The sequence below is a fragment of the Amycolatopsis plumensis genome (assembly GCF_042652605.1).
Taxonomy (GTDB): Bacteria; Actinomycetota; Actinomycetes; order Mycobacteriales; family Pseudonocardiaceae; genus Amycolatopsis; species Amycolatopsis plumensis.
Genome location: NZ_JBHSJY010000001.1, coordinates 7,112,567 through 7,130,584 on the forward strand (window position 1 = coordinate 7,112,567; position 18,018 = coordinate 7,130,584).

The 18,018-nt window shown below is 70.8% G+C and carries 13 protein-coding genes; 9 read left to right on the forward strand and 4 right to left on the reverse strand.

Annotated features, from left to right (window positions below; genetic code table 11):
• Nucleotides 1-198: 198 nt before the first annotated feature.
• The 5 genes from ACFPLC_RS34520 to ACFPLC_RS34540 are packed head-to-tail and all read left to right on the forward strand — an operon-like array spanning nt 199 to nt 5,061.
• Complete coding sequence (locus ACFPLC_RS34520) at nt 199-1,653, forward strand: hypothetical protein (RefSeq protein ID WP_378191120.1); 1,455 nt, start codon at nt 199-201, stop codon at nt 1,651-1,653.
• A complete protein-coding gene (locus ACFPLC_RS34525; protein ID WP_378236022.1) occupies nt 1,650-2,486 on the forward strand; it encodes an AfsA-related hotdog domain-containing protein in 837 nt (278 codons plus the stop codon). The genes ACFPLC_RS34520 and ACFPLC_RS34525 overlap by 4 nt, the downstream gene beginning before the upstream one ends.
• 31 nt (nt 2,487-2,517) lie before the next feature.
• Entirely contained in the window at nt 2,518-3,333 is an 816-nt protein-coding gene (locus tag ACFPLC_RS34530; protein ID WP_378191116.1) for a carboxymuconolactone decarboxylase family protein, read from the forward strand.
• The gene (locus ACFPLC_RS34535) at nt 3,330-4,031 is read left to right on the forward strand and encodes an HAD family hydrolase (RefSeq protein ID WP_378191114.1); all 702 of its coding nucleotides are present in this window, start codon (nt 3,330-3,332) and stop codon (nt 4,029-4,031) included. The genes ACFPLC_RS34530 and ACFPLC_RS34535 overlap by 4 nt, the downstream gene beginning before the upstream one ends.
• A 28-nt stretch (nt 4,032-4,059) precedes the next feature.
• Nucleotides 4,060-5,061 carry a zinc-dependent alcohol dehydrogenase family protein gene (locus tag ACFPLC_RS34540; RefSeq protein ID WP_378191112.1) on the forward strand — a complete coding sequence of 334 codons (1,002 nt, stop codon included), beginning with the start codon at nt 4,060-4,062 and terminating at the stop codon, nt 5,059-5,061.
• Between the two features lie 352 nt (nt 5,062-5,413).
• On the opposite strand, the gene ACFPLC_RS34545 is transcribed toward ACFPLC_RS34540, so the two are convergent.
• Nucleotides 5,414-8,152, reverse strand: a complete 2,739-nt coding sequence (locus tag ACFPLC_RS34545) for a cellulose binding domain-containing protein (RefSeq protein ID WP_417281636.1) — start codon at nt 8,150-8,152, stop codon at nt 5,414-5,416.
• A 251-nt stretch (nt 8,153-8,403) separates the two neighbouring features.
• Between ACFPLC_RS34545 and ACFPLC_RS34550 the strand changes: the two genes are divergently transcribed.
• The gene (locus ACFPLC_RS34550; protein WP_378191108.1) at nt 8,404-9,789 is read left to right on the forward strand and encodes a sugar porter family MFS transporter; all 1,386 of its coding nucleotides are present in this window, start codon (nt 8,404-8,406) and stop codon (nt 9,787-9,789) included.
• 73 nt (nt 9,790-9,862) lie between these two features.
• Nucleotides 9,863-10,096: a hypothetical protein gene (locus tag ACFPLC_RS34555; protein ID WP_378191106.1), complete on the forward strand. Its 234-nt coding sequence runs from the start codon at nt 9,863-9,865 to the stop codon at nt 10,094-10,096.
• Nucleotides 10,097-10,122: 26 nt separating this feature from the next.
• Here the strand turns inward: ACFPLC_RS34555 and ACFPLC_RS34560 are convergent, their stop codons facing one another.
• Nucleotides 10,123-10,983: an LLM class F420-dependent oxidoreductase gene (locus ACFPLC_RS34560; RefSeq protein ID WP_378191104.1), complete on the reverse strand. Its 861-nt coding sequence runs from the start codon at nt 10,981-10,983 to the stop codon at nt 10,123-10,125.
• Between the two features lie 300 nt (nt 10,984-11,283).
• Here ACFPLC_RS34560 and metH point away from each other — a divergent pair, with 300 nt between their 5' ends.
• Complete coding sequence (gene metH, locus ACFPLC_RS34565; protein WP_378191102.1) at nt 11,284-14,910, forward strand: methionine synthase; 3,627 nt, start codon at nt 11,284-11,286, stop codon at nt 14,908-14,910.
• On the opposite strand, the gene ACFPLC_RS34570 is transcribed toward metH, so the two are convergent.
• Both ACFPLC_RS34570 and ACFPLC_RS34575 read right to left on the reverse strand, forming a co-directional pair.
• Nucleotides 14,892-16,043: an FAD-dependent monooxygenase gene (locus tag ACFPLC_RS34570; protein WP_378191100.1), complete on the reverse strand. Its 1,152-nt coding sequence runs from the start codon at nt 16,041-16,043 to the stop codon at nt 14,892-14,894. The genes metH and ACFPLC_RS34570 overlap by 19 nt on opposite strands.
• A 135-nt stretch (nt 16,044-16,178) precedes the next feature.
• Nucleotides 16,179-17,585, reverse strand: coding sequence for a PI-PLC domain-containing protein (locus ACFPLC_RS34575; protein WP_378191098.1), 1,407 nt, complete (start codon nt 17,583-17,585; stop codon nt 16,179-16,181).
• 102 nt (nt 17,586-17,687) lie between these two features.
• Here ACFPLC_RS34575 and cutA point away from each other — a divergent pair, with 102 nt between their 5' ends.
• Entirely contained in the window at nt 17,688-18,011 is a 324-nt protein-coding gene (cutA, locus tag ACFPLC_RS34580) for a divalent-cation tolerance protein CutA (RefSeq protein ID WP_378191096.1), read from the forward strand.
• Nucleotides 18,012-18,018 lie beyond the last annotated feature (7 nt).

Genomic DNA, 18,018 nt, shown 5'->3' on the forward strand with positions numbered 1-18,018 from the left:
AAACCGGCCTCCGAGCGCTGAGATTGGGAGCGCTCTCAGGACAACGCGCGAGGCCCGGTGACCGGAAAACGCTTGTTGCGTCCTCAACTTCTCGGAAAACACACGGTTCCCGCCCTGATCACGAGCTGGGCCGCCCCGGTCACGCTGCGGTACTGTCGTCGGTGGCGCACCCGTACTCCGGAAATCGTTGGATGAACGATGAGTCGACAGGCCAAACCAGGGAGCAAGCCCTACCGCGCGCAACTGCGGGAGCGGCTGACCGCCCTGGGCTTTCCCGAGGAGGAGATCCCGGCCCAGGTGGCGAAGAACCTGATCGTCGAATGCCGGATCCCGCCGCGCACCGCGTGGCGGCTGGCGTCCGAGCTCTCGCTCGACGTCGCGGCGCACCAGTACAACGCGGTCACCGGCGACCCCCGCGCGGGCATGCGCGGCACGCGGATCTGGGAGTACGAGCAGTGGCCGGACCGCGGCGTCCGGCCCACCGTCGCCGCGCTGCGGGTGCTGGCGCGGGTCTACGGCACCGGCTGGAAGTGCCTGCTGGGGCTGCGTGATCTCGAACAGCTGCCGGCCAAGGACCTCGCCGAGTACCACGCCGACACCGAGCCCGCGGTCTGGGCGGCGGCCGAGCCCGAGGTCGCGCCGGCCCGCACCGCCGTCCGCGGCGATGCCCGGGCGGAGGAGGAGATCGGCGCCGGCGCCCTCGACGACGCCGTCCTGCTCACGAAGACCAACGTGGACGACGTCCAGCTCGACGACCTGTGGTCGGACCTCGACTTCCTCGGCGGCGCCTACACCCGCACCGCGCCCTCTTCGATCCTCGACCAGCTCGCCGTGATCGCGGACCGGACCGCTTCGCTGCTGAAGGGCCGTCAGCGGCCGAAGCAGACCCAGGACCTCCTGCTCATCGGGGCGAAGTCGAGCGCGATGATGGCCTGGATCGCCGGTGACCTGGGCCGGTACCGGCGCTCCCGCGAGCTCAACTCGGCCGCCTGGCTCTACACCCAGTACGCCGACGACCTGCTCGCCCGGCGCTGGGTGCGCACGTCACAGGCCCGGGTGGCGTTCTGGGCCGGCAACGGCATCGAGTCCGCCAAGCTCGCCGCCGACGGGCTCAACTACCACGCGGGCGGGCGCCTCACGGACGCCCCGCTCATCCTCGCCGAGGCGCGCGGCTGGTCGTCGGTGCAGGCCGAGCCGCAGGTGCTGGACGCGATCGCCCGCTGGACGGCCATCGAGGACCCGGACCTGGGGGCCGGCGGCGAGGACAGCTTCTTCAACATCACGAAGGACCGGCGGCACTACATGGCGGGCAACTCGCTGCTTTCGGTCGGGCAGGCCTCGGCCGCGCTGCGCGAGTTCGGCACCGCCCGCGAGGCCTTCGAAAAGCTGTCACTGGAGAACCGCTGGGACGCCATGGATCCGATGATCCGGATCGACACCGGCCGCGCGCACCTGCGGCTCGACGACCTCGAAGGCGCCGCCGCCGAGGTCGAACCGCTGCTGGACGCGGGCGTGGGCCGGCAGCCGGACATGGTGCGCGCCATGCTGAAGCTGCTGGCCACCGAGTTGTCCGGACCACGTTGGCGCTCGGCCACGACGGCCCGCACCCTCGCCGAGGCACTCCTGGACGCCCACGCTTCGGCGCGGCCGTGACGCCGGACCCGGCCCGGACGGAGGCGCCCGAGGTGGCACCGCACGATGTCTCCTGCCCGCGAACCCCGGAGGAGGCCTGGGCGCTCGACGGGCACACTCGGCGGGACGTCGTCGTGGTCGCCGACCGCTTCGCGCAGTTCGCCCGCGAAGACCGGGTGTTCACGCTGTCGGGCCTGCTGGCCCTGCTGGGCTCCGGCGGTCTCGTGGCGCCGGGCTGCCACTGGATCGTCCACTTCGGCCAGGGCGTCGACGCGGCCGACGCCGACCTGCTCGAAACCGCGTGCGAGAAGACCGAAGGGTCCGTGCGGCTCGCGGACCCGGCCGCGTTCCGGCGGCCGTCCGAACCGCCCGTCGTCGTCCACAAGAGCCGGCCGGAGAACGTCCTGCTCGCCGGCGTGCACAGCCCGGCACCTGCACACTGCCGGGCCGAACTGCGGATCCACCGCGACAACGAGCTGATCCTCGACCACCACACCGGCGAGCACGTGCAGGGCATCGTGATCATCGAGGCGATGCGGCAGATCTGCATCGCGCAGTTCGAGACCGCGATCCGCTCCGGGCTCCCGCCGGCGGCGTACGCCGGGGTGTGGCAGCGGATCGACCTGTCCTTCGAGGACTTCCTGTTCCCGCTCCCGGCCACGGTCGAGTCGCTGATCGTCGAGTCCGACCTCGGCCGCGAGACCAACCTCAAGTTCCGCGCCACGACGTCGGTGCGCCAGCAGGGGCGCACCGTGGCCACCGCCGTCATCGAGTACTCGATGATCGCGCAGGGGCGCGTCGACACCCTCGAACGCCGCAAGGCCGACCAGGCCACCCGGGCCTACCTCGGCTGAACGCCCACTCCGGAAGGGAAACCACGCCACGATGTCCGACCTGCAGCCGCAGGACCGCTCCGCGTCCTTCGCCCAGGGCCTGAAACTCATCCAGCAGCTCGGCGGCACCGACCGGCCGGCCGTGCTGGACCTGTTCGAGAGCATCGGGGAAGCCGAGTTCGGCGAGCAGTGCGTCGGGTTCATCTACGGCGACGTCTACCACCGGCCCGGCCTGCCGCTGCCGGAGCGGCAGCTGGTCACCGTCGCCGCGCTCACCGCCCTCGGGTACGCGGGTTCGCAGCTGCAGTTCCACGCCAAGGCCGCGCTGAACGTCGGCTGCACCCGCCGTCAGCTGGTGGAGGCCGTGATCCACGTCAGTTCGTTCGCCGGATTCCCGGCCACGCTCAACGCGCTGACGGCGCTCAAGGCCGCCTTCGACGGCCTGCCCGGCGAGGACGCGGCACCGTCCGAAGAGGCCGCCGAAGTGCCGTGGGCGGGCATCGAGGACCGCTACGAGCGCGGCCTGGCGGCGATGAAGGCGGTCGACGGCGAGGCGGGGGAGAAGGTCGCCGAGGGCTTGCGGGACATCGCCCCGGACCTGGCGACCTACATCGTCGAGTTCACCTTCGGCGAGATCTACTCCCGGCCGCACCTGAGCCTGCGCCACCGCGAGATCGTCACGATCGCCGCGTGCGTCGCGCTGGGCACCGCGCTGCCGCAGCTGAAGGTGCACGTCCACGGGCTGCTCAACGTCGGCGGCACCCGGCAGGAGGTCGTGGAGACCGTGCTGCACCTGGCGTTCTACTGCGGTTTCCCGGCCGCGCTCAACGCCATCGCGGCGGCGCGGGAAGTGTTCGCGCAGCGGTGAGCGGCTTCGAAAAACTGCGCGTGGTCGCGCTCGACTGCGACGGCGTGCTCATCGACGACACCTACCTGGCCATGATCGCCCGGTTCGTCACCGAGCACGGCGGGGTCTACGACGCGGCGGCCGAGCGGGACGTCATCGGGCTGCGCGACATCGTCGTCGCCGAGAAGGTCACCCGGCTCTGCGGTCTGGACCAGCCGGCGGAGGAGACGCTGAAGCAGCTGTGGGCCGCGCGGCAGGACTACCTGGCCGAGCACCCGATCCGGGTCGCCGAAGGCGCGCGGGACTGCCTGGAGGCGCTGGCGAAGCTGCCCGTGCGGCTGGTCTGCTACGGCGGCCGGACCCGCGAGCACACCTTCGACCGGTACCTGGGCGACTTCGTGGACCTGCTCGATCCCGACGTGCCCTACGTGAGCATCAACGAGCACCGCCCGGGCGTCGGCCACATCACGCGGACCGTGCTCGGCGCCGGGTACGACGAGATCGTGTTCGTCGACGACGTCAGCCGCGTGGCCGAGGACGCCCGCGCGCACGGCGCCGGGTTCGTCGGGTTCCCGGCGAGCCCCGCCCACGCGCGCCAGCGGGAGTTCATGGCCTCCTTAAGCGTCCGCCACTTCGCCACGTCGCTCGCCGAACTCACCCCCGAACTTCTGGCGATCGTCGACGGCGAGCTCGCGGCTTCGACACACTGGCCGCGTTGAGGAGTGTCCCCGACCCCTTGGAGCCGCTGTGAAGTTCTTCTCCCTGCCCCGTCCCGGCGCCGGGCTCGTCCTGGGCGAGCGTGACGTGCCCGAACCCGGTCCCGGGCAGGTCCTGGTCCGGCTGCGCGGGTGGGCGGTCAACGCCCGCGACCTGATGATCGTCAAGGGCTTCTACCCGAAGCCGGTGAAGCCGGACGTGATCCCGCTGTCCGACGGCGCCGGCGAAGTCGTCGCGGTGGGCGAGGGGGTGCGGACCTGGACCGCCGGCGACCGGGTGGCGGCGACGTACTTCCCGGACTGGTTGTCCGGGCCCGGCACGCCGGAGAAGACCGCCGACGACCTGGGCGGCACGCTCGACGGCGTGCTCGCCGAGTACGCCGTCTTCGCCGAGAACGCCCTGGTCGCGGTGCCCGCGCACCTCGACTACGCCGAAGCCGCCACGCTGCCGAGCGCCGGCGTGACGGCGTGGCGGGCGGTCGTCGAGGAAGGCGGGCTGGCCCCGGGGCAGAGCGTGCTCACCCTCGGCAGCGGCGGCCTGTCCACGTTCGCCCTGCAGTTCGCCGCGCTCGGCGGCGCCCACGTCGTCTCGACGTCGAGCTCGGACGAGAAGCTCGAGCGGCTGCGCGCGCTCGGCGCCGCCGAAACCCTCAACCACGCGACCACCCCGGAGTGGGGGCCGGCCGTGGCCGGCCTGACCGGCGGCGGCGTCGACCACGTCGTCGACGTGGGCGGCGGGGGCACGATCGGCCAGTCGATGCTCGCCGCGCGGTACGGCGGCCACGTCAGCGTCGCCGGCGTCCTGACCCACGAAGGCGGCGCCGACCCCATCCTGGTGCTGGTCAAGCAGCTGACCCTGCGCGGCCTCACCAACGCCTCCCGCGAGACGTTCCAGGCGATGAACACCGCGATCGAGCGGACCGGCCTCAAGCCGGTGATCGACCGCCGGTTCGGCTTCGACGAGGTGGCCGAGGCGCTCAAGCACCTGGAGTCCCGGACCCACATCGGCAAGATCGTGCTGGAGAGCGCCTGACCCGCCGCTGTCCGCCGGGTAAGTTTTGCCGGCCCGGGTGGGTATTTTCCGCGGCTCAGGCCCGCGTTTTCGCAGCTCAGCGGGGTTGTGGCCGGGCGAAAAAGTCCCCTTTGGGCAGGAATGGCGGTCGCTGTCGGCACCAGGAAGAGTGGAGTTCACCGGGGACGTCGCCCGAGCAGGCTGCGGCTGCTCGGGCGGTGGCCCCGCACCTGGGGGCGCGGGGAGGGGGTTTCAACCGCCTGGGGGTGGGTTGAAACCTCCTCCCCGCCTCTGCGTTCTGCCGCAGCTCTCGTGAGTGGTAAGGCGGGTTAGAACCCGCCTTACCACTCACGACCGGCCGCGGCAGACTGGCTTACGTGCTCGTGCAGGGTTTGCCGTTGAGCGAGATCGCGCCCGGCCGGGAGTTCACCATCCCCGAACTCCCGGTGAAGCCGAACTCCGCGCTCCCGCCCGCCGGGATGGTCTTGTTCCAGCCCGCGTCCAGCGCCGTCACCGCCGCGCCGGTCTGGGTGACCTGCGCGTTCCACGCCTGCGTCACCCGCTGGCCGTCGGCGTAGGTCCACGTCACCGTCCAGCCCGTCACCGCCGCCGTGCCGGTGTTGCCCAGCTTCACCGAGGCCTGGAAGCCGCCCTGCCACTGGTTGGTGATCGTGTAGGCCGCTGTACAGGACCCGGACGGCACCGGAGTCGTGGTGGTCGTCGGAGTCGTGGTCGTGGTGGGAGTGGTCGTGGTGGTCGGCGTGGTACTCGTCGGCGGCGGCGTGGTGCCGCCGGATTCGCCGATGATCACGCCCCGGCCGTTCGTGCCGACGTACACCCGGCCGTACACCCGCGGGTCCCCGGTCAGCGCCGCCCCGATGTTGCCGTACTGGTGCTGGTCGTCGTTGATCCGCGTCCAGGACGCCCCGGCGTCGTCCGAGCGGAAGATCCCGCGCACCCCGCCGATCTCGGCGATCGCGTACAACGCCGCGTACGTCCGGCCGGGCGCGGCCTTGCCGAACCCGATGTTGTCGGCTTCGGCGACGTTCGCCAGCTTCGTGAAGGACGCTCCGGAGTCGGTGGAGTGCCACAGGCCGTACGCCGTGCCGGAGCCGCCGGCCAGCCAGATGTCCCCGGCCACGCCCGGCATCGCCTTGAAGTGCGCCGAGCCGGAGGACGGCAGGCCGGTGGCCGCGGTCGCGGTGAACGTCGCGCCGCCGTCGGTGCTGAGGTAGAACTTGCCCGCCGCGAACCCGTAGAACCGCTTCGGGTCGACCCGGTCGGACTCGACCACCGCGCCGGCCGGGATGCCCGCCGACGCCGTCCACGACGAGCCGAAGCCGACGGAGTAGCTGACGTTCGCGCCGTCCGGGCTCCAGACGAACCGGCTGCCGTCGGCGGCCGCGGCCACCGTGCCGCCGCTGGCGTTCCCGCCCGGCTCGGCGCCCTGGAACCAGTTCTTCCCGCCGTCGGTGGAGAAGGCGATCCGGTTGTCGTTCGGCCGCGCGGACCGGTCGAGCGTGCCCACCCGCACGATCGTGGCCGGGGTCAGCTCGGCGTAGTCGAGGCTGGTGGTCGTGGTGAACACCGGCTGCGTGTACATGGTGGCCGGGACGGCGTCGAGGCTGTCGTGCCGGAACCCGCCGATGTCGCCGAGACCGGACAGCAGCGGAGCGCCCGACGGCGGGCTGATCAGGTCCAGCACCGCGGTCTCTTCGAGGCCGCCGACGACCGGCTTGATCGTGATCTTCCCGCCGCTGTCCCACTTCGTGAGGTCGGACGTGCCGTAGATGGTCGCCCCGGTGCCGTAGAGCAGGTGGTTCGAGTCGAAGGGATCGATCTCCACCGACTCGGTCATCCAGCCGAGCTTCGGCGAGGGCACGGGAGGAGCGGCCTGGACGCCGAAGGTCAGCCACGGCACCGCGGAGATGTCCTGGGTGTAGCGCAGGGACCGGTCGGGGTAGCTCGAGAAGTCCCAGATCCGGGTCCAGGTGGCGCCGCCGTCGGTGCTGCGGAAGAAGATCACGTCCGGCCACCACGACACCTGCGTGGCGACCATCAGCGTGTTCGGGTGCTGCCGGTCGACGGTCAGCCCGCTGTAACCGAAGTAGTCGTCACTGCTGTCGGAGGGGATCGGGCTGATCCGCGTCCAGGTGCCGGTCTTCGTGGCGTACTTCCAGACGTCGCCCTTCGCGCCGTCGTAGGGCCCGCCGGTGTCGCTGGTCGCGACGTAGAGGTAGCCGCCGACCGGGTCGAGGACACCCTTGTGCGCCAGGTACCCGGTGGGCTGGCCGGCCAGCCGCGCCCACGTCGTCCCGCCGTCGGTGCTGCGGTAGACGGTGTTCTGCTTGTCCGCGACGCCGACGTAGATCGTCTGCGTGGTGCTGCCGCGGGTGCCGGTCGTCGGGTCGAACGTCACCCAGGTGACGCCCTGGTTGTCGCTCTGGTAGCCGGTCGTGTCGTTCGGATCGGCCACGTAGTTCCCGGCGTTCGGGAAGCTGGTCACCTTCGCCCAGGTGACGCCGGAGTCCGTGCTGCGCCAGAGACCGTTGCCGCTCGGCGCGCCGAGGTAAAGGACGCTGTTGCGGTTCGGGTCGATCGCGAGCCGCTCGCCCATGCCGCGGCCGGGCATGTTGCCGCCGAGCTTGAACGGCAGCGCGGCCGCCTGCCAGGTGGCGCCGCGGTCGGCCGACCGGAGGATCGCGCCGGTGTTCGGGTCCCAGCTGTTGGTGTACATCCCGGCCGCGACGTAGACGCGGTTGGGGTCGACCGGATCCGTGGCCAGGCTGACGACACCGTTGTGGCCCCAGTCGGTCCAGCCGACCGAGTCCAGCAGCGGGAGCCAGCGGCCGGTGGCGGCGTTCCACCGGTACGCGCCGCCGATGTCGGTGCGGGCGTAGACCAGCCAGGGCTCGGTCTGGTTGAAGACGATGCCGGGCACGAACCCGCCGCCGGCGATCTCCGCGTTGCGCCAGGTGGTGGCCGCGGGGGCGGCCGGGGACGCCGGCGCGCCGGCGACGACCGCGACGGCGGCCGACAGGAGAACGGCGAGCGCGCTCGCCACCAGTCGTCTCAGTGAACGGGAACGTGGGCTTCGCACGGCGTTGTGCACGTCTGCCTCCACAACTCTGGGAGCGCTTCCAGCGGACGGTAAGCCAGCGTTCCGAGCGTTGTAAAGCGTTCGGTGATTTCGCCGTCCCGAACCGTCCATAGTGGATTCTGAGCCGGATATGTCGGAGTCATGTATGTGAACGGCGATCAGGTTTCTGAATTGTTATCGGATGCCTTCTTGCCCGGCATTTTGCGGCGTGTGAGTGTGGTGGCCGCTGGCTGGACTGGACCTACGAAAGAGGCGACCAGGCAATGACGCAAACGGCCCCGGCGCGGCACATCGGCCGGACCACGTTGTACTTCTTCGGCGCGCTCGGCGGCATCCTCTTCGGCTACGACCTCGGCGTGATTTCCGGGGTGCTCCCGTTCATCGGGAAACTGTGGGCGCTGACCAGCTGGGACAAGGGCGTGATCACCGCCAGCCTGTCGGTCGGCGCCATCGTCGGCGCGCTGTTCTCCAGCCGCACCAACGAAGCGCTCGGCCGCCGCCGCACGATCATGGTCGCCGCGGGCATCGTCATCGTCGGCACGCTGGCGGCCAGCTTTTCGCCGACGTTCGTGCTGCTGGTGCTTTCGCGCCTGGTCATCGGGCTGGGGATCGGCCTTTCGTCGTCGACCGTCCCGACCTACCTGTCCGAACTGGCCCCGGCGAAGTGGCGGGGCGCGATGGGCGCGCTCAACCAGATCTTCATCGTGCTGGGCATCCTGATCGCGTTCCTGGTCAGCTACTGGCTCGGGCCGATCTCGGCGTGGCGCTGGATGTTCGCCGGCGCGATCGTGCCCGCGGCGGTGCTGCTCGCCGGGCTGGTGTTCCTGCCGGAAACGCCGCGCTGGCTGGTCAAGAACGGCCAGGAGGACGAGGCCCGGCGCGTACTGGCGAGCGCGCACGGCAACACCGTGAACCTCGACGAGGAGATCGCCACCATCCACGAGGTCATCCGGCTCGACACCGAGGAGAAGCCGCGGATCCGCGACCTGTTCTCCGGGTTCGTGCGGCCGATGCTCGTGGTGGCCCTGCTGCTCGCGATCGGCCAGCAGTTCAGCGGCGTCAACGCGATCAACGCCTACTTCCCGACGATGCTCATCGGCCTCGGCTTCGCCACGCAGGCCGCCTTGCTGTCCGGCGTGCTGCTGGGCGTCACGAAGTTCCTGTTCACCGCCTGGGTCGTGTTCGTGGTGGACCGCTGGGGCCGCAAGCCGCTGCTGCTCATCGGCAACGTCATCATGGTGCTGACGCTGGTGGCGGCCGGGCTGGTGGTGCTGAACGTGCACGATACCGGCACCCGCGGCCTGCTGATGCTGGTGATGATGGTGCTGTACCTGGTGGGCTACGAGCTCGGCTGGGGCGCGGTCGTCTGGGTGATGATGTCCGAGGTGTTCCCGCTCAAGTACCGGGCCACCGGCATGGGGGTCAGCAGCGTGGTCCTGTGGGCGGCGACGGGAATCGTGAGCGCGGTGTTCCCGATCATCTCCGACCCGAAGTCCCTCGGCATCGGCGGCTCGATGTTCCTGTTCGCCGGGGTGAACGTGGTGCTGTTCGTGCTGACCAAGTGGCTGGTCCCGGAGACCAAGGGCCGCACGCTGGAACAGATCGAGCTCGACCTGCGGGCGCGTCAGGGCGTGGCGGCCAAGAGCTGACCCCGGGTTTCGGTAGATCATTTCCCGGGTACCAGTGACCCACGAAAGTTCAGCACACTGGGGAGTGATGCCGATGTCTCGGTGGCAAAAAGGAATTTCCAAGCCCAAGGCCGTGCTCACCGCGGCCATCTGGGTGGCGATGATCGTCTTGGCGCTCGTGAAGGGCGTCAAGACCATGCCGTTGTGGCTCTGGGTGGCCTTGGGGGTGGTGGGCGTGGGAATCACCCTCTGGGCGGGATTTTCCCGGCGCGGCCGCAACACCTGGTTCGAGAAGACCGGCCCGGGGGCGACTCCGCACGTCGGATGACAGTTCGAGCGGCGCCGGGGGACTCGTCAGGACGTCGGGACACCGGCGAGGGCGAGTTTCCCGGCCAGCCGCCCGATCCACGCCTCGACTTCTTCGGGCGAGCGGTCGGGAAGGCCGAAGATCGTTTCGGTGACACCCAGGGAATCCAGGTGCGCCAGGCGTTCCGGGTCCGGGCGCTCGCCGAGCGCGCAGATCAGGGGAGCGTCCGAACGGCCTTCGTCGCGCCAGATCTCCTTCAGCTGGGCCACGTGCCCGTCGAGGTCGGTGTCGGCCGGCGTGGTGAGCCAGCCGTCGGCGTGGCGGGCGATCCAGCGGAACGTCTTCTCCGTCGGGCCCGCGCCGAGCAGCACCGGGATGTGCGGCTGGACCGGTTTCGGCCACGCCCAGCTCGGCCCGAAGGAGACGAACTCCCCGTCGTAGGCGGCTTCCTCCTGGGTCCACAGTGCACTCATCGCCTCGAGGTACTCGCGCAGCGCGGTGCGGCGGCGGTGCCCGGGGACGCCGTGGTCGGTCAGTTCGTCGACGTTCCAGCCGAAGCCGGCGCCGAGGGTGACGCGGCCGCCGGAGAGGTGGTCGAGACTGGCGATCGTCTTGGCGAGGGTGATGGGGTCGCTCTCGACCGGCAGGGCCACCGCCGTGGACAACCGGATGCGCGAAGTGACCGAAGCAGCCGTCGCCAGCGCGACCCACGGGTCGAGCGTCCGGCTGTAGCGGTCGTCGGGCAGGGACGCGTCCCCGGTGCGCGGATGCGGCGATTCGCGCTTCACCGGGATGTGGGTGTGCTCCGGGACGTAGAAGGTCGAGAACCCCGCGGCTTCCGCGGCGCGGGCCGCGGCCGCCGGGGTGATCCCCCGGTCGCTGGTGAACAGCACGATTCCGTAGTCCACCCGCGGAGCGTATTAGAACGTGTTTCAGTTTTCAAGGTGGGCAGTCCATGAGGTGAGCACGGCCGTCGCCGCGGGGGAGGATCGGGGGCGGAGGTGCAGGGTGGACGCAGTGTTCCCATGTGGACGGTCACGGGCGGTTTCCCAGATCGTGGACACCCGGGCGGGGTGGGATGGCCAGCCGGGTGCCGGATCCACTATCCTCGTCCGCGGGCCGAGAGGCGCTGCAACGGACCGCGGGGTCCGCCACGCTCGACCCGCTCCACCGCATCAAGGGCGCCTCCCGGACGAGGGAGGGCGCCGATGAGTCAAGATCCCACCAGCCGGCTGCGTGAGCTGCTCAGCAGCCGTGTGGCGGTCCTCGACGGTGCCTGGGGCACCATGCTGCAGGGCGCCGGGCTCACCCCGGCCGACTACCGCGGCGACCGCTTCGGCGACCACACCCACGACGTTACCGGCGACCCGGACCTGCTGAACCTCACCCGCCCGGACGTCATCCTCGACGTCCACCGCCAGTACCTGGCGGCCGGGGCGGACATCACCACGACGAACACCTTCACCGCCACCGGCATCGCCCAGGCCGACTACGGCCTGCAGGCCTACGTCCGCGAAATGAACGTCCGTGGCGCGCAGCTGGCCCGCCAGGCCGCCGACGAGGCCGGCGGCGGAAAGTTCGTCGCCGGGTCGATCGGGCCGCTGAACGTTGCCCTCAGCCTCTCGCCCAAGGTCGACGACCCGGCGTACCGCGCGGCCACGTTCGAGCAGGTCAAGGCCACCTACGCCGAGCAGATCGCCGGGCTGGCCGAAGGCGGCGTCGACCTGCTGCTGATCGAGACGATCTTCGACACGCTGAACTGCAAGGCCGCGATCGCCGCCGCCCGCGAGGTGGCCCCGCACCTGCCGCTGTGGATCTCCGTGACGATCGTCGACCTGAGCGGCCGGACGCTGTCGGGGCAGACCGTCGAGGCGTTCTGGAACTCCGTCGAGCACGCGAAGCCGCTGATCGTGGGCGTGAACTGCTCGCTGGGCGCCGAGGAGATGCGCCCGCACGTCGAGGAGCTCTCGCGGATCGCCGACGCCTACGTCGCCTGCCACCCCAACGCCGGCCTGCCGAACGCCTTCGGCGGCTACGACCAGACGCCTGGGGAGACCGCCGAGCTGGTCGGCGGGTTCGCCCGCAACGGCCTGGTCAACCTGGTCGGCGGCTGCTGCGGCACGACCCCGGCGCACATCGCGAAGATCGCCGACGCGGCGAAGGGCGTCAGCCCGCGCGAGGTGCCCGCACCGCGCACCCACACGCGCTTCAGCGGGCTCGAGCCGTTCGGCATCGGCGCCGACACCGGGTTCGTGATGATCGGCGAGCGCACCAACGTCACCGGCTCCAAGCGGTTCCGGCGGCTCATCGAATCCGGTGACCAGCAGGGCGCCGTCGACGTCGCGCTGGAACAGGTCCGCGGCGGGGCCAACCTGCTCGACGTCAACATGGACGCCGACCTGCTCGAATCCGAGCAGGCGATGACGACCTTCCTGAACCTGATCGCCACCGAGCCCGAGGTGGCCCGGATCCCGGTGATGGTCGACAGCTCCAAGTGGAGCGTGCTCGAAGCCGGCCTGCGCTGCCTGCAGGGCAAGGGCGTGGTCAACTCGATCAGCCTGAAAGAGGGCGAGGAGCCGTTCCTCGCCCAGGCGCGCACGATCCGGGACTACGGCGCCGGCGTCGTCGTGATGGCCTTCGACGAGCAGGGCCAGGCCGACACCGCCGACCGCAAGGTGGAGATCTGCGCCCGCGCGTACGACCTGCTGACGCAGCAGGCCGAATTCGCCGGCGAGGACATCATCTTCGACCCCAACGTGCTCGCCGTCGCCACCGGCATCTCCGAGCACAACGGCTACGCGAAGGCGTTCATCGAGGCGCTGCCCCGGATCAAGGAGCGCTGTCCCGGCGCCCGGACCAGCGGCGGCATCTCGAACCTGTCCTTCTCCTTCCGCGGCAACGACGTGGTCCGCGAAGCGATGCACTCGGCGTTCCTCTTCCACGCGGTCAAGGCCGGCCTGGACATGGGCATCGTCAACGCCGGCCAGCTCGCCGTCTACGAAGACATCCCGAAGGACCTCCTCGAACTGGTCGAGGACGTGCTCTTCGACCGCCGCGAAGACGCCACCGACCGCCTCGTCAGCTTCGCCGAGAACGTCAAGGGCAGCGGCACCAAGCGCGTCGTGGACCTCTCCTGGCGCGAAGGCACGGTCGGTGAACGCCTGTCCCACGCGCTGGTGCACGGCATCGTCGACTACATCGAGGAAGACACCGAAGAGGCGCGGCAGCAGATGGCGCGGCCCCTCGACGTCATCGAGGGCCCGCTGATGGACGGCATGAAGGTCGTCGGCGACCTGTTCGGCTCGGGCAAGATGTTCCTGCCGCAGGTGGTCAAGAGCGCGCGCGTGATGAAGCGGTCGGTCGCCTACCTCGAGCCGTTCATGGAGGCCGAGAAGGAGAAGGCGCGCCAGGAGGGCCGGCTGGCTTCGAACGGCGGCCAGGGCAAGATCGTGCTGGCCACGGTGAAGGGCGACGTCCACGACATCGGCAAGAACATCGTCGGCGTCGTGCTGGGCTGCAACAACTACGAGGTGATCGACCTCGGCGTGATGGTGCCGGCGGGCAAGATCCTCGACACCGCGGTGACCGAAGGCGCCGACGCCGTCGGGCTGTCCGGGCTGATCACGCCGTCGCTGGACGAGATGGTCGCCGTCGCCACCGAGATGCAGCGGCGCGGGCTGAAGCTGCCGCTGCTCATCGGCGGCGCGACGACGTCCAAGCAGCACACCGCGGTCAAGATCGCGCCGGCCTACGACAACGCGACGGTGCACGTGCTCGACGCGTCGCGCGTGGTCGGCGTCGTGTCCGACCTGCTCGACCCGGACCGCTCGATCGCGCTGACCGAGAAGAACCGGGCCGACCAGGAGGTGCTGCGCGAGCAGCACGCGAGCAAGCAGCGCCGTCCGATGCTCACCCTCGAACAGGCCCGCGCGAACCCCGAGAAGGTGGCGTTCGACGGCCTGCCGACCCCGGAGTTCACCGGCGTCCGGGTGGTCGAGCCGTCCATCACCGAACTGCGCGAGATGGTCGACTGGCAGTTCCTGTTCCTGGCCTGGGAGCTCAAGGGCAAGTACCCGGCCATCCTGGAGCAGCCGGTCGCCCGCGAGCTGTTCGACGACGCGAACACGCTGCTCGACCAGATCATCGCCGACGGCAGCTTCACCGCGAAGGGCGCGTACGCCTTCTGGCCGGCACACAGCGAAGGCGACGACATCCTGCTCGACGGCGAGTTCTCGCACGTCGCGTTCCCGATGCTGCGGCAGCAGACGGCCAAGCCCGAGGGCCGCGCCAACCGCTGCCTGGCCGACTACATCGCCCCGGTCGGCGATCACCTCGGCGGCTTCGCGGTGAGCATCCACGGTGCCGAGGACCTTGCCGCGCGCTACGAGGCCGAGCAGGACGACTACCGCGCGATCATGGTCAAGGCACTGGCCGACCGCCTCGCCGAGGCGTTCGCCGAGCACATCCACCTGCGCGCCCGCCGCGAGTGGTTCGAGCCGGACGCGCAGCCGAAGCTCGAGGACCTGCACGCGGAGCGGTTCCGCGGCATCCGCCCGGCGCTCGGCTACCCGGCCAGCCCCGACCACAGCCAGAAGCGCGAGCTGTTCGAGCTCCTGCAGGCCGGTGAGCTGGGCATGAACCTGACGGAGTCGTTCGCGATGACGCCGGCGGCGAGCGTGTCCGGGCTGATCTTCGCCCACCCGGACTCGAAGTACTTCACCGTCGGACGCCTCGGCCGCGACCAGGTCGAGGACTACGCCCGCCGCAAGGGCGTGGAAGTCGCCGAAGTCGAGCAGTGGCTGCGGCCCAACCTCGCCTACGACCCCGAGGCGTAGTCCGGCAGCTCGATGTCGGTGGCGAACTTGTCGGTCGCCTTCAGCATCAGGCCGAGCAGGAAGCGGGACTTGAACGTCCAGTCGCGCAGCTTGATCCGCACCCGCGACGGCGGCGCGAGGAACGGGCCCGCGCTGCCGCGCTGCGAGACCTTCGCGTACTTCCGCATCAGCTCCTCGTAGCGGGCGAACGCGATGCGGTGGTCGCCGCCGGCCGCGCGGAGCTCGCCCGCGAGCACATACGCGCCCACGATCGCCAGGCCGGTGCCGAAGCCGCCGAGGGTGTTGCCGTAAGCGGCGTCGCCGAGCAGCACGACCCGGCCGCGGGAGTAGTGGTCGATCGTGACGCGGCTGAGCGAGTCGAGGTAGAACTCGCGGGCCCGGGGGATCCGGGCCATCAGCTCGGGCACCCGCCAGCCGGCGCCCTGGTAGGCGTCGATCAGCAGCTGCCGCTGCCGGGCGGTGTCGGCGCGGTCGTAGTCCAGTTCCGGCGAAGCGAACACGAAGAACGCCGACGCCTTCGGACCGCCGACGGCGGCCATCCGCCCCGGTTCGTTGTACATCTCCGCGTCGCCGCCGCCGAGCTCCTCGTCCAGCTCGGCCAGGGCGTAGTGGTGGCCGAGGTACCGCACGTAGTCGCGTTCCGGGCCGAACACCAGCCGCCGGACGTTCGAGTGGATGCCGTCCGCGCCGACGACGAGGTCGAACCGGCGCGGGGCCGCGTGGGCGAAGGTGACGTCGACACCGCCGGTGGTCTCGGTCAGGGACGTGATCGTGTCGCCGAAGAGGTACTCGCAGTCCGTGTGCGCGTACAGGACTTCGGCGAGGTCGCCGCGGCGGATTTCGATGTCGCCGCCGGTGAACTCGCCCGGGATCACCGCCTGCGGGCGGCCGTCCGCGTCGACGATCGTCTGGTCCTGCCCGCCCGTCTGCCTGCGGAGGACGTCTTCGAGGATGCCCAGGCGTTCGAGCACGGTCCGGTGGGTGGCGCCCTTGAAGTCGACGGACTGGCCGCCGGGCCGCAGCGCCGGGGCGCGTTCGACGACGGTGACGGTGCAGCCGGCGCGGGTCAGCAGGCCGGCCAGCGCGGGGCCGGCGATGCTCGCGCCCGAGATCAGGACGTTCGGGTTCTCCATGCCGCCGAGCTTCGCCAGGGCGGCTGACCGTTCCCTGGCGAAGCGCTGACGGTGGCCGTCAGCCCGCGGGGGCGCCCCCCGTTTTCCACGCTACCGGAGGGCACCGACAGTTCCGGGCTCCTCGCCGGTGACCCGCTACTCGACGGCGCCGTTCTGGGACAGCAGCGTCTGGTACCAGCTGTCGTACGGGTGGTTGGTCGCCGGGTAGTTCGCCAGGGGCGTGGTGGCCTGGCTCGCCGAGTCGAAGTCCCAGCCGCGGACCAGCTTGCCCGCCTGTCGGGCCGAGGTGAGGAACGCCGACTCCGTCGCGGGCGCGCCGTAGAACAGCGCGCCCTGCTGCAGTTCCGCGCTGTCGCCCTTCTGGTACTCGTCGAACGCGACCTGGCGGTAGCGGATCCGGTCGCCGGCGACCCGGTCGGTGTCGGCGCGCAGCGTCTGCGCCGAGGTCGGGCCGTCCGCGCCGGTCCACACCGACACCGTGCGGCCGGCGCCGGCCGCCGTCGCCTTCGCGAACCGCGCGTCGGCGGTCTTGGCGTTGCCGGTCCACGCCACCGTCGTGCCCGTCAGCACGCCGTCCCAGTCCCAGTTCTGGCTGCTGCTCTGGCTCTTGTGGATCTCCCGCAGGTGCGTCGCGTCGGTGAAGGCGACGGTCGGCAGGACACCGTTGTCGTACTGGTGGCTCGCCTGCCAGGTGAGCTCGCCGTCCGCGCCGAGCTTGCCGACGCGGTACCAGAGCGTGGTCGCGCTCGGCGACTGGTGCACCTCGACGACGTCGCCGTTGTCGTTGAGCGCGACGGCCGGCGTCTGCCCGCTGTCGTACCGGCCGTGCCGCAGCCAGGTGATCCGCCCGTCGGCGCCGTAGGTCCCGGTCCAGTACCAGAGCGCGCCCGCCCCGGAGTCGTGCACCTCGACGACCTGGCCGCGGCTGTTGAGCGCGACCGCCGGGTGGTAGCCGACGTCGCGCTTGTACTCGGTGCGGGAGCCGCCGTCGCCGGACAGCAGCGGCAGCACGCGCCCGCGCAGCGCGTCGACGTCCGGCTGCGCCGCGGGGTAGTCCTGCGCGCGCAGCAGCCGCGGGCCGAACACCGACTCGAGCTCCTGGTTCAGCGCGGTCAGGTTGCCCGCCGCGAACGAGGTGTTGTCGGTCAGGTCGTCCTTGAGGTCGAGCATGACGACGATCGGCGCGGCGGCCGGGTGCTGCGCCGACCAGGTGTTCACCACGGCCAGCCAGTCCCGGAGGTTGTTCGACGCCGGGTTGCCGCCGCTGTGGTCCACGAGGTTGCCGGGCGAGTCGTGCCCGACGGCGTAGTCGTGCGAGGTGGCGTAGCCGTTGTCGTGCACGTCGAGTTCCAGGAAGCGAACGCCGTGGTCGAGCTGGTAGGCCAGGGAGTTCTTGGCGCCGTCGACGTTGCCCGAGTAGCTGTTGTGGGTCGCGCGGAACACCGTCGCGGTGAACGGCGGGCTCGCGGCGTGGGCCGTGGCGGGGGTCAGCAGGGCGGCGGTGGTGATCGCGGCGGCGGCGAGTGCGGGCAGACGGCGCATCCCGGAGATCCTCACGTCGGGGACAGGGCGCGGCCCATCCTGGCGCCCGGGCGGTTGCGCTGTCTCGAATTCCGGGTGAATGGTCGCCGGTAACCTCAAGGCATGGCGGCAGCACACGTGATCGTGACCTCCACAACGGACTCCGAAGCGGCGGCGCGGGAGCTCGCCGCGCAGGCGGTGGACGCCCGGCTGGGTGCCTGCGCTCAGATCGTCGGCCCGATGACCAGCGTCTACCGGTGGGAGGGTGCCGTGCGGACGGATCAGGAGTGGCGGGTCGAGATCAAGACCACCGCCGAGCGGGTTCCCGCGCTCACCGAACGCCTCCGGCAGCTGCACGGCTACGACCTGCCGGAGATCATCGCGACCCCGATCGAAGGCGGCAGCGCCGAATACCTGGCGTGGCTGAGCGAGGAGACCGCTCGCTAGATTCGGC

Excerpts from the sequence above, each read along its gene's own strand:
- ACFPLC_RS34520 (WP_378191120.1), top strand. The coding sequence starts at position 199 with ATGAGTCGACAGGCCAAACCAGGGAGCAAGCCCTACCGCGCGCAACTG.
- ACFPLC_RS34530 (WP_378191116.1), top strand. The coding sequence starts at position 2,518 with ATGTCCGACCTGCAGCCGCAGGACCGCTCCGCGTCCTTCGCCCAGGGC.
- ACFPLC_RS34550 (WP_378191108.1), top strand. The coding sequence starts at position 8,404 with ATGACGCAAACGGCCCCGGCGCGGCACATCGGCCGGACCACGTTGTAC.
- ACFPLC_RS34555 (WP_378191106.1), top strand. The coding sequence starts at position 9,863 with ATGTCTCGGTGGCAAAAAGGAATTTCCAAGCCCAAGGCCGTGCTCACC.
- metH (WP_378191102.1), top strand. The coding sequence starts at position 11,284 with ATGAGTCAAGATCCCACCAGCCGGCTGCGTGAGCTGCTCAGCAGCCGT.
- ACFPLC_RS34570 (WP_378191100.1), bottom strand. The coding sequence starts at position 16,043 with ATGGAGAACCCGAACGTCCTGATCTCGGGCGCGAGCATCGCCGGCCCC.
- ACFPLC_RS34575 (WP_378191098.1), bottom strand. The coding sequence starts at position 17,585 with ATGCGCCGTCTGCCCGCACTCGCCGCCGCCGCGATCACCACCGCCGCC.
- cutA (WP_378191096.1), top strand. The coding sequence starts at position 17,688 with ATGGCGGCAGCACACGTGATCGTGACCTCCACAACGGACTCCGAAGCG.